This is a genomic window from Enterobacter cloacae complex sp. ECL414, from assembly GCF_021869685.1.
GTDB classification, from domain to species: Bacteria; Pseudomonadota; Gammaproteobacteria; order Enterobacterales; family Enterobacteriaceae; genus Enterobacter; species Enterobacter kobei.
This window is the reverse complement of sequence record NZ_CP091481.1, coordinates 298,111-312,552: the sequence shown is the minus strand read 5'-3', so window position 1 is coordinate 312,552 and position 14,442 is coordinate 298,111. Positions and strand designations below refer to the sequence as shown.

Annotated in this window: 14 protein-coding genes; 4 read left to right on the top strand and 10 right to left on the bottom strand. The window is 54.8% G+C overall.

Going from position 1 to position 14,442, the window contains the following annotated elements:
- Positions 1–252: 252 nt before the first annotated feature.
- A complete protein-coding gene (gene soxR, locus L3068_RS01445) occupies positions 253–711 on the bottom strand; it encodes a redox-sensitive transcriptional activator SoxR (protein ID WP_117581821.1) in 459 nt (152 codons plus the stop codon).
- A gap of 98 nt (positions 712–809) precedes the next feature.
- Between soxR and soxS the strand changes: the two genes are divergently transcribed.
- A complete protein-coding gene (gene soxS / locus L3068_RS01440) occupies positions 810–1,136 on the top strand; it encodes a superoxide response transcriptional regulator SoxS (RefSeq protein WP_008503387.1) in 327 nt (108 codons plus the stop codon).
- A gap of 6 nt (positions 1,137–1,142) precedes the next feature.
- Here soxS and pdeC read toward each other — a convergent pair whose 3' ends face one another.
- Positions 1,143–2,708 (bottom strand): cyclic di-3',5'-guanosine monophosphate phosphodiesterase PdeC, encoded by a 1,566-nt coding sequence (gene pdeC / locus L3068_RS01435; RefSeq protein WP_023336605.1) that lies wholly within the window; start codon positions 2,706–2,708, stop codon positions 1,143–1,145.
- 527 nt (positions 2,709–3,235) lie between these two features.
- Between pdeC and L3068_RS01430 the strand changes: the two genes are divergently transcribed.
- Entirely contained in the window at positions 3,236–3,517 is a 282-nt protein-coding gene (locus tag L3068_RS01430) for a YjcB family protein (RefSeq protein ID WP_014882153.1), read from the top strand.
- A 59-nt stretch (positions 3,518–3,576) separates the two neighbouring features.
- Here the strand turns inward: L3068_RS01430 and ssb1 are convergent, their stop codons facing one another.
- On the bottom strand, positions 3,577–4,104 hold the full coding sequence (gene ssb1 / locus L3068_RS01425; RefSeq protein WP_014882152.1) for a single-stranded DNA-binding protein SSB1: 528 nt from the start codon (positions 4,102–4,104) through the stop codon (positions 3,577–3,579).
- A 251-nt stretch (positions 4,105–4,355) separates the two neighbouring features.
- Between ssb1 and uvrA the strand changes: the two genes are divergently transcribed.
- Positions 4,356–7,178: an excinuclease ABC subunit UvrA gene (gene uvrA / locus L3068_RS01420; RefSeq protein ID WP_023331804.1), complete on the top strand. Its 2,823-nt coding sequence runs from the start codon at positions 4,356–4,358 to the stop codon at positions 7,176–7,178.
- A gap of 2 nt (positions 7,179–7,180) precedes the next feature.
- On the opposite strand, the gene L3068_RS01415 is transcribed toward uvrA, so the two are convergent.
- The 6 genes from L3068_RS01415 to dnaB all read right to left on the bottom strand — a co-directional run bounded on the left by L3068_RS01415 (position 7,181) and on the right by dnaB (position 12,910).
- Complete coding sequence (locus tag L3068_RS01415; RefSeq protein WP_014882150.1) at positions 7,181–7,534, bottom strand: MmcQ/YjbR family DNA-binding protein; 354 nt, start codon at positions 7,532–7,534, stop codon at positions 7,181–7,183.
- A gap of 2 nt (positions 7,535–7,536) precedes the next feature.
- The gene (locus L3068_RS01410; protein ID WP_014882149.1) at positions 7,537–7,953 is read right to left on the bottom strand and encodes a secondary thiamine-phosphate synthase enzyme YjbQ; all 417 of its coding nucleotides are present in this window, start codon (positions 7,951–7,953) and stop codon (positions 7,537–7,539) included.
- 113 nt (positions 7,954–8,066) lie between these two features.
- Positions 8,067–8,780, bottom strand: a complete 714-nt coding sequence (gene aphA / locus L3068_RS01405; protein WP_014882148.1) for an acid phosphatase AphA — start codon at positions 8,778–8,780, stop codon at positions 8,067–8,069.
- 308 nt (positions 8,781–9,088) lie between these two features.
- Positions 9,089–10,282 (bottom strand): aromatic amino acid transaminase, encoded by a 1,194-nt coding sequence (gene tyrB, locus L3068_RS01400; protein WP_014882147.1) that lies wholly within the window; start codon positions 10,280–10,282, stop codon positions 9,089–9,091.
- A gap of 119 nt (positions 10,283–10,401) precedes the next feature.
- Entirely contained in the window at positions 10,402–11,481 is a 1,080-nt protein-coding gene (gene alr, locus L3068_RS01395) for an alanine racemase (RefSeq protein ID WP_014882146.1), read from the bottom strand.
- A 16-nt stretch (positions 11,482–11,497) separates the two neighbouring features.
- Positions 11,498–12,910, bottom strand: a complete 1,413-nt coding sequence (dnaB, locus tag L3068_RS01390; RefSeq protein ID WP_008503375.1) for a replicative DNA helicase — start codon at positions 12,908–12,910, stop codon at positions 11,498–11,500.
- 66 nt (positions 12,911–12,976) lie between these two features.
- On the opposite strand from dnaB, the gene L3068_RS01385 reads away from it, so the two are divergent.
- Positions 12,977–13,960, top strand: coding sequence for a quinone oxidoreductase (locus tag L3068_RS01385; RefSeq protein ID WP_014882145.1), 984 nt, complete (start codon positions 12,977–12,979; stop codon positions 13,958–13,960).
- 184 nt (positions 13,961–14,144) lie between these two features.
- Here L3068_RS01385 and pspG read toward each other — a convergent pair whose 3' ends face one another.
- Entirely contained in the window at positions 14,145–14,387 is a 243-nt protein-coding gene (pspG, locus tag L3068_RS01380; RefSeq protein WP_014882144.1) for an envelope stress response protein PspG, read from the bottom strand.
- Between the last annotated feature and the right edge of the window lie 55 nt (positions 14,388–14,442).

The following is a 14,442-nucleotide window of genomic DNA, read 5'->3' as shown; positions in this document are numbered from 1 at the left end:
ACAATCCGGAACCTCACCAACCAGCTCGACACGAGGGGTGCTGATGTCGGGGGAAACCCTCCCGTGAACCAGCGGGATAGAGAGAAAGACAAAGACCGGGAAAAACTAAAGCGCCCTTAGTGGCGCTTTAGTTCTTTTTGCGGCGCGGTTTTGCCGGGTGTCGGCTGCGCCTTACCCGGCCTACGTTCGAGAATGTGGTTTTTGTAGGTCGGGTAAGGCGCAGCCGCCACCCGACGCGCAGGCCGCAGAGACTTACTCCTCCTCCAGCAGCCGCGCCCCTGTCCCCTGCTCGCCCAGCCTGTCGCCGGGGTTCCGCAACGGGCAGTCGCTACGGGACAGACAGCCGCAGCCGATACAACCGTCCAGTTCATCGCGCAGCGCAACCAGCGTATGGATACGTCTGTCCAGCTCTTCACGCCACTGGGAGGAGAGCTCTTTCCACTCTTTCGGGCTCAGCGTGTGGCCCTCCGGCAACACCCCAAACGCCTCACCTATCGTCGCCAGGGGAATACCGATTCGTTGCGCAATTTTGATAATCGCCACGTAACGGAGAACGTCACGGGTATAGCGGCGCTGGTTTCCGTCGTTACGGATGCTTTTAATTAACCCTTTGCTTTCATAGAAGTGGAGCGCCGATACCGCAACACCGCTTCGCTTTGCCACTTCGCCGGGGGTTAAAAGCGCTTTAATACGCGGCAATCTCTTTTCCATAAAACCTCTTTACCTCAAGTTAACTTGAGGAATTATACTCCCCCGCAGAGAAAACGACGAATCAACCAAGAAAGTTGTATCTACAGAGGGGCAACCTTATGTCGCATCAGCAGATTATTCAGACACTTATTGAATGGATTGATGATCATATCGATCAACCGTTGAACATTGATGTGGTCGCTAAAAAGTCGGGCTATTCGAAATGGTATTTACAGAGAATGTTCCGCACGGTTATGCATCAAACCCTGGGTGAGTACATTCGTCAGCGCAGATTGCTGCTGGCGGCGCAGGCGTTACGCTCAACGCAGCGACCGATTTTTGATATCGCGATGGATCTTGGCTATGTGTCGCAACAAACCTTTTCCCGCGTGTTTCGCCGCGAGTTTGACCGTACGCCGAGCGACTATCGCCACCAGTTGAATTAATCACCCTTAGTGCAAAGGTTGCTGCTGCCAGGTCATAAATTCCTGGGGCGGCATCGCTTTCGCGAAGTGCCATCCCTGACAGAACTGGACGCCGCGCTTCAGCAACCAACTCACCTGCTCTGCCGTTTCGACCCCTTCCGCAATGGTTTTAAGCCGCAGGCTTTGCGCCATCTCGATAATATGCTCGGCGATCAGGTGGCTGGTGCTGTTGGTCGTTAGCGTATCGATAAACGATTTATCGATTTTCAGAATGTCGACGTTCAGCGAATAGAGGTTGTGCAGGTTCGAGTAACCGGTCCCGAAATCATCGATCGCCACTTCATAACCCGCCTGCCGGAAAGCCTGAATCACCGGAGTGGTTTTGGGCACATCAATGAACCCACGTTCCGTCACTTCGATTTTGATTTGCTGGGCACGGACGGCATAGTGGCGCGCCTTGTCAGAAATCATGGCGATCAGCCGCGAGGAGTGGAAATCCGTGGCCGACAGGTTAATTGAAATATAGAGATGCGGATGCTCAGCCAGGAAATGACCCAGATCGCTGAATACCTCCTCAACGACATAATCCGTAATCCGCTCGCTCATTCCCTCTTTTTCAGCCAGCGGAATAAACTCAGCCGGACTCATCACCTGCCCGTTGAAACCCGGCCAGCGCAACAACGCCTCTGCCCCCACGCACTGGTTGTTCTTGATATCAATAATCGGCTGGTAGTGCAGGCAAAGCTGTCGTTTGTGCAACGCCCGATGCAGCAACCGCCCTGGCGAATTAAGCTCGCGGTGCGTCCGCGACCATACCAGCAAAATAATAATGCTGCAGATCATCCCCAGTGGCAGCGTCAACGTCGCCTGATGGTAGAGCGTTTCGTAAAAACGCTTATTTGACGTCGACACGATAGCGGCAATAGGCCGTTTCGGTGATTTCACGACGGTATAGAAACGGTTATCTTTTTGAAATACCGATTCCTTATCCTGAATCATCGAATTTAATAAAGAAGGATTAGCTTTCTGGCTAACGGAAAAGAATGCATTGGTTACCGTGTCGTACACTCCCCAGGAGAGAGAATGATCGGTAGACATCACTTCGCTGTAAGAAAGCGGATTGACCACCACGACATAATTTCCACGCTGCATATATGTCATTTTATAGCCAGTATAAAATGGCGTGTCGCGAAAATAATAGATAGCGATGTCAGGTTTACGGGTGTAATTGGCAATCGGGATCGCGTAAGGTTGGTCCGGCGTAAAAACGGTTGAACAAAGAAAATTCTGACCTTCTGCATAAATTAAATCAGCGACAAACAGGCGGCCACGCACAACGTTCAACATATATTGGCGATGTTCCGGTGTACAAAGTTTACCCTGATATTTTTCGGCCTCATCCCGGGCCAGATCAACTTGTTGAATAACCAGTTCTGTTTTGTCTAAAGCCAGTTCAGCAAATGTACGGAGCTGAGCGCTTGTTTCCGACACGGCTCTTAGCTGGGCAAACCATAGGGCAAGCATCACCGGCAGCATAACTACCATGATGATCCCTACTACCCTGAGCATTTTGCGCCGCGCGCTACGATTCATTTCCCGCCCTATATCCCTGCATGTTGTACGCCTGTAGTAATGAAGGCCGGATGCTTTGTTAAACAGGTGATTACGTTGCATGAATCATGCGAAGTTAGCAACTGACTTTTAGTATTAAAAATCTTAAATTTCGTTATGACGATAATATTTTCCCGTAAGCTAAACTGTAAGTATTCGTTCCGTTTCAATTAAGGGAAATAATTATCCAGCGAACATGTGGGGTTTGAAGATAACACAACAGAGAATCGATGTTTTATAAATGCCCGGCTATTACCACATTATTTTCAGGATGAGCAAAAAATAACGTGCCACTTATAAAAACAACGTGGCTGGCCCATCGTGTGTCCGCTCAGCCAGGTATCGGGACCCAGGTACCCGGCACCATCGCCTTTTTTGCGTAATAAAATCCCCATTTTGAACGCTCAGACGCTGGCGAATAAATCAACAAATGTGATATAGTTCACACATATTCTGTAACGAGAAACACCGTTTCATTCAGTTCGTCTGTTTTGTAGAGGATGGGTTCTATGGCAACCATTACTACCAGCATGGTTCTCCTGCGCTGGCCTTTGTTGAGCGCGGTACTGATGTTTTTAGCCAGCACGCTGAACATTCAGTTTCGTAAATCTGACTACGCGGGTCTTGCGGTCATCAGCACTCTGCTGGGACTTGGCGCGGCTTGCTGGTTCGCAACGGGCCTGTTGGGCATCACCCTGCTGGATATTGCCGCTGTCTGGGAAAATATTAAAGTCGTGATGGTAGAGGCAATGAGCCACCAGCCACCAGACTGGCCAATGGTGATTACCTGATTCCTGTATAAACAAAAAACCCAGACGATGTCTGGGTTTTTTGTTTGAGCATCCGTTGATCAGAACGGGATGTCGTCGTCGAAGTCCATTGGTGGCTCGTTAGACGGTGCCGGAGCAGACTGCTGCTGCGGACGAGACTGCGCGCCGCCGCTGAACTGGTTGCCGCCCTGTGGCTGCTGAGGCTGACCCCAACCGCCCTGCTGCTGCTGACCACCACCTGCTGGTGCGCCACCGCCCTGACGGCCGCCCAGCATCTGCATGGTACCGCCAACGTTTACCACAACTTCGGTGGTGTACTTCTCAGCGCCGGACTGATCGGTCCATTTACGGGTGCGCAGCTGGCCTTCGATATAGACCTGAGAACCTTTACGCAGATACTCACCGGCAACTTCTGCCAGTTTGCCAAACAGCACCACGCGGTGCCATTCAGTCTGCTCTTTCATCTCACCGGTCGCTTTATCACGCCAGGATTCGGAAGTAGCCAGCGTAATGTTGGCAACTGCGCCACCACTCGGCATGTAGCGTACTTCCGGGTCCTGGCCCAGATTACCGACGAGAATCACCTTGTTTACGCCTCTGCTGGCCATGTTCGTGTCTCCTGAATACGTTTCTTAATAGTGTAAACGCGCGAGTGTACCATTTCCAGACGCCACTTTGATAGTTGCGTAGTATCTTCCAGAGTTCGCGCGCGAACTGAACATTGTTACACAGCGAATCAGAAAATGCATTCCAATACTGTATATTCAAACAGGTTAAATTGTGTCATAATTAGCCGTTTCTGACAGCCGTTTGTCCTTCAAACAAACCAGGCAATCCGTGTTTCAACCGGGAAAGGTGAATGGATAAGATCGAAGTTCGGGGCGCCCGCACCCACAATCTCAAAAATATCAACCTCATAATCCCTCGCGACAAACTCATCGTCGTGACCGGGCTTTCGGGGTCTGGCAAATCCTCACTGGCTTTCGACACCTTGTATGCCGAAGGACAGCGTCGTTACGTTGAATCTCTCTCCGCGTACGCGCGTCAGTTCCTGTCGCTGATGGAAAAACCGGATGTCGATCATATTGAAGGGTTATCGCCTGCGATCTCCATCGAGCAGAAGTCGACTTCGCATAACCCGCGTTCAACGGTCGGTACCATTACTGAAATTCACGACTACCTGCGTCTGCTGTATGCGCGCGTGGGTGAGCCGCGCTGCCCGGACCACGACGTCCCGCTGGCGGCGCAGACCGTGAGCCAGATGGTGGATAACGTGCTGTCGCAGCCGGAAGGCAAACGCCTGATGCTGCTGGCGCCAATTATTAAAGAGCGTAAAGGCGAACACACCAAAACGCTGGAGAACCTGGCAAGCCAGGGCTATATCCGCGCCCGTATTGACGGCGAAGTGTGCGACCTTTCGGATCCGCCAAAACTGGAGCTGCAGAAAAAGCACACCATTGAGGTGGTGATCGATCGCTTTAAGGTGCGTGAAGACCTCGCGACGCGTCTTGCGGAATCGTTCGAAACGGCGCTGGAACTCTCCGGTGGTACCGCCGTTGTTTCCGATATGGACGACCCGAAAGCGGAAGAGCTGCTCTTCTCCGCCAACTTTGCCTGCCCGATTTGCGGCTACAGCATGCGCGAGCTGGAACCGCGTCTGTTCTCGTTCAACAACCCGGCAGGCGCATGCCCAACCTGCGACGGTCTGGGCGTACAGCAGTATTTCGACCCGGACCGCGTGATCCAGAACCCTGAGCTGTCGCTGGCAGGCGGCGCCATTCGCGGCTGGGATAAGCGTAACTTTTACTACTTCCAGATGCTGAAATCACTGGCGGAGCACTATAAGTTCGACGTGGAAGCGCCGTGGGCCAGCCTCAGCCCGAACGTGCACAAAGTGATCCTGTTCGGTTCCGGTAAAGAGAACATCGAGTTCAAATACATGAACGATCGCGGTGATACCTCCGTGCGTCGCCACCCGTTCGAAGGGGTGCTGCACAATATGGAGCGCCGCTACAAAGAGACCGAATCCAGCGCGGTACGCGAGGAGCTGGCGAAGTTCATCAGCAACCGCTCCTGTGCCACCTGTGAAGGCACGCGTCTGCGTCGCGAAGCGCGTCATGTCTTTGTCGAAAACACGGCGCTGCCGACCATCTCAGACATGAGCATCGGCCACGCGATGGACTTCTTCAACAACCTGAAGCTCTCCGGTCAGCGCGCGAAAATAGCTGAAAAAGTGCTGAAGGAGATTGGCGATCGTCTCAAGTTCCTGGTGAACGTGGGTCTGAACTACCTGACGCTTTCCCGCTCGGCAGAAACGCTGTCCGGCGGTGAGGCCCAGCGTATCCGCCTGGCCAGCCAGATTGGCGCAGGCCTGGTGGGCGTGATGTACGTGCTGGATGAGCCGTCAATCGGCCTGCACCAGCGCGACAACGAACGTCTGCTCGGCACGTTGGTCCACCTGCGCAACCTCGGTAACACGGTGATTGTGGTGGAGCACGACGAAGACGCGATTCGCGCTGCGGATCACGTGATCGACATTGGTCCTGGCGCGGGCGTACACGGCGGTCAGGTGGTAGCGGAAGGGACGCTGAAAGACATTATGGCGGTACCCGAGTCGCTGACCGGCCAGTACATGAGCGGCAAGCGTAAGATTGAGGTGCCAAAACAGCGCGTAGCGGCAGATCCGGAAAAAGTGCTGAAGCTGACCGGCGCGCGCGGCAACAACCTGAAAGATGTGACGCTGACGCTACCGGTTGGCCTGTTTACCTGCATCACTGGCGTGTCCGGTTCCGGTAAATCGACGCTGATTAACGATACCCTGTTCCCGATTGCGCAGACGGCGCTGAACGGTGCGACGCTGGCCGAGCCCGCGCCGTACCGAGACATTCAGGGGCTGGAACATTTCGATAAGGTTATCGACATTGACCAGAGCCCGATTGGCCGAACCCCTCGCTCGAACCCGGCGACCTATACCGGCGTCTTCACGCCCGTACGTGAACTGTTCGCCGGCGTGCCGGAAGCGCGTTCACGCGGTTACACGCCGGGACGGTTCAGCTTTAACGTGCGCGGCGGCCGCTGTGAAGCGTGCCAGGGCGATGGCGTCATTAAAGTTGAAATGCACTTCCTGCCGGACATCTACGTCCCATGCGACCAGTGCAAAGGTAAACGCTATAACCGCGAAACGCTGGAAATTAAGTACAAAGGCAAGACCATCCACGAAGTGCTGGACATGACCATCGAAGAGGCGCGCGAGTTCTTTGACGCCGTCCCTGCGCTGGCGCGTAAGCTGCAGACCCTGATGGACGTCGGTCTGACCTACATTCGTCTGGGGCAGTCCGCCACTACGCTGTCGGGCGGTGAAGCCCAGCGCGTGAAGCTGGCGCGTGAGCTCTCCAAACGCGGCACCGGTCAGACGCTGTATATTCTGGATGAGCCGACTACCGGTCTGCACTTTGCGGATATCCAGCAGTTGCTCGACGTGCTGCATCAGCTGCGCGATCAGGGCAACACGATTGTGGTCATCGAACATAATCTGGACGTGATTAAAACCGCGGACTGGATTGTCGATCTCGGCCCGGAAGGCGGCAGCGGCGGCGGTGAAATCCTCGTCTCCGGTACGCCAGAGACCGTTGCAGAGTGCGAAGCCTCGCACACCGCGCGCTTCCTTAAACCGTTGCTGTAATGTCAGACGGAGAGTTGTTGTCGGGTCGCTTCCGGCAGCAGCTCTACTGCCTGTTTATAAGACGCATCCACCAGATAGTAAATTTGCGAGCCGGGCAGGGATCCATCCAGATAAACCGTGCTCCAGTGCGCCTTATTCAGGTGTTTGCTCGGCCTCACATCATCATGCTGCTGACGTAGCAAATCCGCCAGCTCCGGGCTGGTTTTCAGCGACGCGGCCGGGCGGCCTTCGACCTCTTTCACCATCGCAAACAGCACATCTCCCACTTTTATCTGCGTGGCTTTCCAGTCGCTATGCACGCTCTGCTCCGCGCCAGGTTTACTCATGCAGTACTGAAGTAGCTCCGAAATTGTCATCATTATTCCCCTTGTAGCGTTGCGATAATTTTACGCGAACCACCGTGAATGCGATGTTCTCCCAGCCAGATCCCTTGCCACGTTCCCAGCAGTAGCCGCCCGTTGTGTACCGGCAGCATCAGCGATACCCCGAGCAGAGAAGATTTGATATGCGAAGGCATGTCATCTGCGCCCTCATAATCGTGCTCATAGGGGGCGTTGTCCGGGACACTCTTCAGAAAATGGTTTTCCATATCAGACCGGACAGTGGGATCGCAATTTTCATTAAGCGTGAGGGAGGCTGACGTGTGTTGAAGCAGCAGATGCAGTAAACCCGTTCTGACGCGCGACAAATCGCGGATTTGCCCGATGACTTCCTCCGTCACCAGGTGAAATCCGCGGGGTTTAGCGCTTAAGGTCAGGGTCTGTTGATACCACATGTGCTGCTCCGTTTAGAGAGATGAATCTTTCTAAGTGTGCAGCAAGAAGTCGAAAGGTAAAACCCGCCGCAGCGAGATTTGATTAAAAAAGAATCAAACTCGCAGCCCGACGCTTAATACTCCGAGTTAACAATCACCTCTTCGCCAAATTTTCCGGCCATCGGCAGCGGTCGATAGGTCGAGTTAGAGGCGCGTAACACCCTGATCGCTCTGGCTCCTGTATCCTGCGCCGCGGTAATGTCGTTATCCGAATCACCATAGAACACTTTGATGTTTTTCTTCTCCAGCCACTGGGTTTTGGTGTTTTGCCCTTCTTTGTCACCCGCAAAAATGACCGGGTTCATGTTGGCAGCCGGGATCTGGAAATCATCCTGCAGGGTTCTGGAGACGGTTTCTGTTTTGGTCTGACTACGACCGGTGACGAAGTAAATGCTGTCGCCGCGCTTCACATGCATGGCAATGACCGCCCGGGCGACCTCTTTCGGGATACTGTAATCGTCCCAGCCGTTATTCATCTTTTCCCAGAACGCCGGGTTCTTCAGATACGCTTCACTGTCCGGCGAATACATTTTTTTGCCGCGCCAGAATCCCGGGCTGGAGAACAGAACGGTGTCGTCAATATCAAAGCCAACGGCCATGGGCGGGCGGCCCATCAGACTGTTTTCGATTTGGGCCACGGATACCCAGTGAATAGGAGCCTGTTCGGCAAGAATGGCAGCGGTAGTGCCGGTGTAAAGCGGCGTTGGCGCAGAAGCGCGCGCGACGACGGCACTATTAAGTGAGAACAATAAGCAGGCGGCGCTGAGCGCCAGGGTGATCTTGCGCATATTTTCCCCTGAATATTCAGTTCGTTATCGTTTTATTTTGAGTGAATGGTCAAAAAACTATCCGACCATAACCCCAGCGGCAGGTGAAGAAAAGGAGTTTTTGATTATCAATCTGAAGAAAAAGAAGACGATCACAAAGCGAGACATCGACCTGAGTAGCCTGATGCCATCACCCCGGCCCTCTCCCACAGGGAGAGGGAGAACACCCAGCCCGTAGGCCCGGTAAGCGGAGCGCCACCGGGCGATAAGACTGCACGGCGGCCTGATGTCCTCTCCCACAGGGAGAGGGAGAATACAGTAGTGAGTACTTACATTACCGCAGCAAATGCCTGTGCCACGCGATGAACGTTGCTGGCATTGAGACCCGCGACGCACATGCGGCCGCTGGCAATCAGGTAGACGCCGAACTCGTCGCGCAGACGGTCGACCTGCGCGGCGCTCAAACCGGTGTAGCTGAACATCCCGCGCTGCCTGATCAGATAATCAAAGTTATGCCCCGGTACCGCCTCTTTCAGCACGTTGACCAGCTCCTGACGCATCGACAGAATGCGCTTACGCATGGATTCCACTTCGGCAAGCCAGCTAGCTTTCAGCTGTTCGTCGCCGAGTACCGTCGCCACAACCTGCGCACCAAAGTTCGGGGGGCTGGAGTAGATACGGCGCACCGTAGCTTTAAGCTGACCCAGCACGCGGCTGGCAGCTTCGGCATCTTCGCAGACCACGGACAGCCCGCCGACGCGTTCGCCATACAGGGAGAAGATTTTCGAGAAAGAGTTGCTCACCAGCACAGGCAGGCCGGCACTCGCAACGGCGCGGATAGCATAGGCATCGTCTTCCATCCCGGCGCCAAAGCCCTGATAGGCGATGTCGAGGAATGGAATCAGGTTGCGAGCCTTGAGCACCTCAATGACGGCATCCCACTGGTCATTGGTGAGGTCCGCACCCGTTGGGTTGTGGCAGCACGGATGCAGCAACACAATGCTGCGCGCCGGCAACGTTTTCAGTTTTTCCAGCAGGGCTTCAACGCGCACGCCGTTGGTTTCGCTGTCAAACCACGGATAAGTCTCGACATTAAAGCCTGCGCCCTCAAAAATTGCGACGTGGTTTTCCCACGTCGGGTCACTGACCCACACGCCGGAATCCGGGAAGTATTTTTTCAGGAAATCAGCACCGACTTTCAGCGCGCCCGATCCACCCAGCGTCTGGATGGTCGCCACACGTTTTTGCGCAAGTACCGGATGATCGGCCCCAAACAGCAGCGGTGCGATGGTATTGCGGTACGCATTGAGCCCTTCCATCGGCAGATAGAGCGACGCTCCATGCGGGACCGCATTCAGACGCGCTTCGGCTTCGGCAACGGCTTGTAACTGAGGAATAATACCCTCTTCGTTGTAATACAAACCGATGCTGAGGTTCACTTTATCGCTGCGAGGATCTTCTTTGAAACGCTCCATTAAGGAGAGAATAGGGTCGCCGGCATAGGCGTCAACGTTCTGAAACACGCGATGGTTCTCCGGAATTCGATGAGGCAGGAGTTTCAACAATAAACCGGAAGTGGGAGAAGGTCGAGAGGATGTTAATAAAGTTGAAGTGAGGTTAATAACCTCACTTCACAGACAGTTCAGTCAAGGTATTTCATCGCCACCCGGGAGGTCAGGCGCGTGATAAGTTCGTAAGCACTCACTTTCGTGATTTCAGCAATGCGCTCAACGGGCAGGCCCTCACCCCACATCACCACATCATCACCTGCTTTATCCTGGGCGTCGGGTCCAAGGTCCACGCAAATCATGTCCATCGCGACGCGACCGACAATGTTGACCTCGCGACCATTGACCAGCACCGGTGTACCTGTCGGTGCAGCACGCGGATAGCCATCTCCGTAGCCCATCGCCACCACGCCAAGGCGCGTGTCGCGCTCGCTAATCCAGGTGCCGCCATAGCCCACCGGCTCGCCCGCTTTGTGCTCACGCACGGCAATCAGATTCGAGACCAGCGACATCACTGGCTTAAAGCCAAAGTCCGGCCCCCAGGGTTTGCTCTCCAGAGGCGACACGCCATAAAGAATAATGCCCGGGCGCGCCCAGTCAAAGTGCGACTGCGGCCACAGCAGGATCCCGCCGGAAGCCGCAATCGAGCGCATTCCCGGCTTGCCTTCGCAGAAGGTGTTAAAGATATCGAGCTGCTGCTCGGTTGCCCCACATTCAGGCTCATCGGCACGCGCAAAATGGCTGACGATGTTCACGGGCTGGCGCACGTTTTTGCACCGGCACAAACGCTGATAAAACGCCTCCGCATTTTCCGGGCGAACGCCCAGACGGTGCATGCCCGTGTCGAGCTTCATCCAGACGGTAACGGGTTCACTCAGCTCGGCGTTTTCCAGCGCGGACAGCTGTTCTTCGTTATGTACCGCCGTGTGCAGATGCTGGTCAGCAATCGTAGGCAAGTCTGTGGCTTCGAAAAAGCCTTCCAGCAGCAAAATGGGTTGCGTGATCCCCCCCGCACGCAGGCGGAGAGCTTCTTCAAGACGGGCGACGCCAAAGGCGTCGGCATCGGGGAGCGTTCGCGCGGTCTCAAGAAGACCGTGTCCGTAAGCGTTCGCTTTCACGACTGCAACGAGCTTGCTGGCGGGCGCCAGTTCACGCAAACGTTGCAGGTTGTGTCGCAGAGCGCGGCGGTTAATGACTACAGTTGCCGCTTGCATTTGAATTCCTTAGAAATTACTCATCATCATATTGAGGACCGGCGTAGTTGTCGAAACGCGACCACTGTCCGTTAAAGGTCAGACGCACCGTCCCGATCGGGCCGTTACGTTGTTTACCAATAATAATTTCGGCGATCCCTTTCAGGTCGCTGTTCTCGTGATAAACCTCATCACGGTAGATGAACATGATTAAGTCGGCATCCTGCTCGATGGAGCCGGATTCACGCAGGTCGGAGTTGACCGGGCGTTTATCGGCACGTTGTTCCAGGGAGCGGTTCAGCTGCGACAGCGCCACCACCGGCACGTGCAGCTCTTTGGCTAACGCCTTGAGCGAGCGGGAAATCTCTGCAATTTCCAGCGTACGGTTGTCGGAGAGCGACGGCACGCGCATCAGCTGGAGGTAGTCGATCATGATGAGGCCGATACCGCCGTGTTCGCGGGCGATACGGCGCGCGCGGGAGCGCACTTCCGTCGGCGTCAGGCCGGAGGAGTCATCGATATAGATGTTACGTTTTTCCAGCAGAATGCCCATCGTGCCGGAGATACGCGCCCAGTCTTCATCATCGAGCTGGCCGGTACGGATACGGGTCTGGTCCACGCGCGACAGCGATGCCAGAGAACGCATCATAATCTGCTCGGAGGGCATCTCAAGACTGAAGATGAGTACAGGTTTATCCTGCAACATTGCGGCGTTTTCGACGAGGTTCATCGCAAATGTCGTTTTACCCATCGACGGACGCGCCGCAACGATAATCAGATCCGACGGCTGCAGGCCGGCGGTCTTTTTGTTGAGGTCGTCATAACCGGTGTTGACCCCGGTGACACCATCGTGCGGTTGCTGGAACAACTGCTCGATACGCGCCACGGTCGCGTCGAGCACATCGGCAATGTTTTTAGGCCCTTCGTCTTTGTTCGCACGGCTTTCGGCAATTTTAAAGACGCGGGACTCCGCCAGGTCGAGCAGGTCTTCGCTGGTGCGCCCCTGCGGATCAAAACCGGCTTCGGCGATCTCGTTCGCCACCGATATCATCTCACGGACGACAGCACGTTCCCGCACGATATCGGCATAAGCGCTGATGTTCGCCGCGCTTGGCGTGTTTTTTGACAGTTCTGCCAGGTAGGCAAACCCACCGACGCTATCCAGCTGACCCTGACGCTCAAGCGATTCCGCGAGCGTAATCAGGTCAATCGGGCTGCCCGACTCCTGCAGGCGCGCCATTTCGGTAAAGATATGACGGTGCGGACGGGTGTAGAAATCCTCAGAAACCACGCGCTCAGCGACGTCGTCCCAGCGTTCGTTATCCAGCATTAAACCGCCCAACACCGACTGTTCCGCTTCAATCGAGTGCGGCGGGACTTTTAACCCTGCGACCTGGAAATCACGCTCGCGGGGTTCAGTCTGTTTGTTGAAGGGTTTGTTTCCTGCCATAGTGAATGGAGTTACCGAGATAAAGAGTGGGTCGAAAGATTACCATATTTTTCTTACGGAGGGAGCATGGCAACGCGCATTGAGTTCCAGAAACACGGCGGTCCGGACGTACTGAAAGCGGTGGAGTTTACCCCCGCAGCGCCTGGCGAGAACGAAATCCAGGTTGAAAACAAAGCTATCGGCATTAACTACATCGATACCTATATTCGCGGCGGTCTCTACCCGCCTCCGTCAATGCCGAGTGGTCTGGGCACCGAGGCGGCCGGTGTCGTCATTAAAGTGGGCAGCGCGGTTAAGCATATTAAAGAGGGCGACCGCGTGGTGTATGCGCAATCTGCGCTGGGCGCTTACAGCTCCGTCCACAACGTTCCGGCGGATAAAGCCGCTCTGCTGCCTGGCGCTATCTCCTTCGAGCAGGCGGCCGCTTCGTTCCTGAAGGGGTTAACGGTTTACTATCTGCTGCGCAAAACCTATGAAATTAAACCCGACGAGCAGTTTCTTTTTCATGCCGCAGCGGGTGGCGTGGGGCTGATTGCCTGCCAGTGGGCGAAAGCCTTAGGCGCGAAACTCATCGGTACCGTGGGCAATGCCCAAAAAGCGCAGCGTGCGCTGGACGCGGGGGCGTGGCAGGTGATCAACTATCGCGAAGAGAGCATCGTCGAGCGCCTGAAAGAGATTACTGGCGGTAAAAAAGTGCGCGTGGTGTATGACTCGGTGGGCAAAGACACCTGGGAGGCGTCGCTGGACTGCCTGCAACGTCGCGGGCTGATGGTGAGCTTCGGGAATGCGTCAGGCGCTGTCACTGGCGTCAATCTTGGCATCCTGAATCAGAAAGGCTCGCTCTACGTGACCCGCCCTTCCCTGCAGGGCTATATCACCAACCGGGAAGAACTGGAGGAAGCCAGCAACGAGCTGTTCTCGCTGATCGCCAGTGGCGTGATTAAGGTGGACGTGGCGGATGCGCAGAAATATCCGCTGACCGATGCGCAGCGTGCGCATGAGGTGCTGGAAAGCCGGGCGACACAGGGTTCAAGTTTACTCATTCCCTGAGCCCCAAAAAGAAATTGGGCTTCCCGTGGGAAGCCCTTTCTTTTTTTAGTTCGGCTGTATGTAGGGTACAGCTCGATGAATTCTGTAGCGGCAGCCATAGTGACAGATTCGATAAGTAAATCCTATTCTGTTCTAAGTAATGCTGCCGGGAAAGTTACAAGTATGTGACGAACCCCTCAATACCTTAGTAACGGAAGCGGTTATTGCGCTGATAAGTCGGCAGTTTTGGTGATTTAATCGCCCGTATCGCCCACACCACCGCAATGGCCAGTAATAACCACGGCAGCAGTTTGATGGTCAGGGCAAACAGTCCGCCGATAAACATCACCACCGTCGCCACGACGAGCGCAGCGAGAATGCCGAGCAGCGAAACGCCCGTGGCTAACAGCATGACAAAAAAGCCAATGACAAAAAGTAGTTCCAGCATGGTGCTCTCCCACGAATTCCCGAGTAATACAGTCTGTATTACAAGAATCATGCCA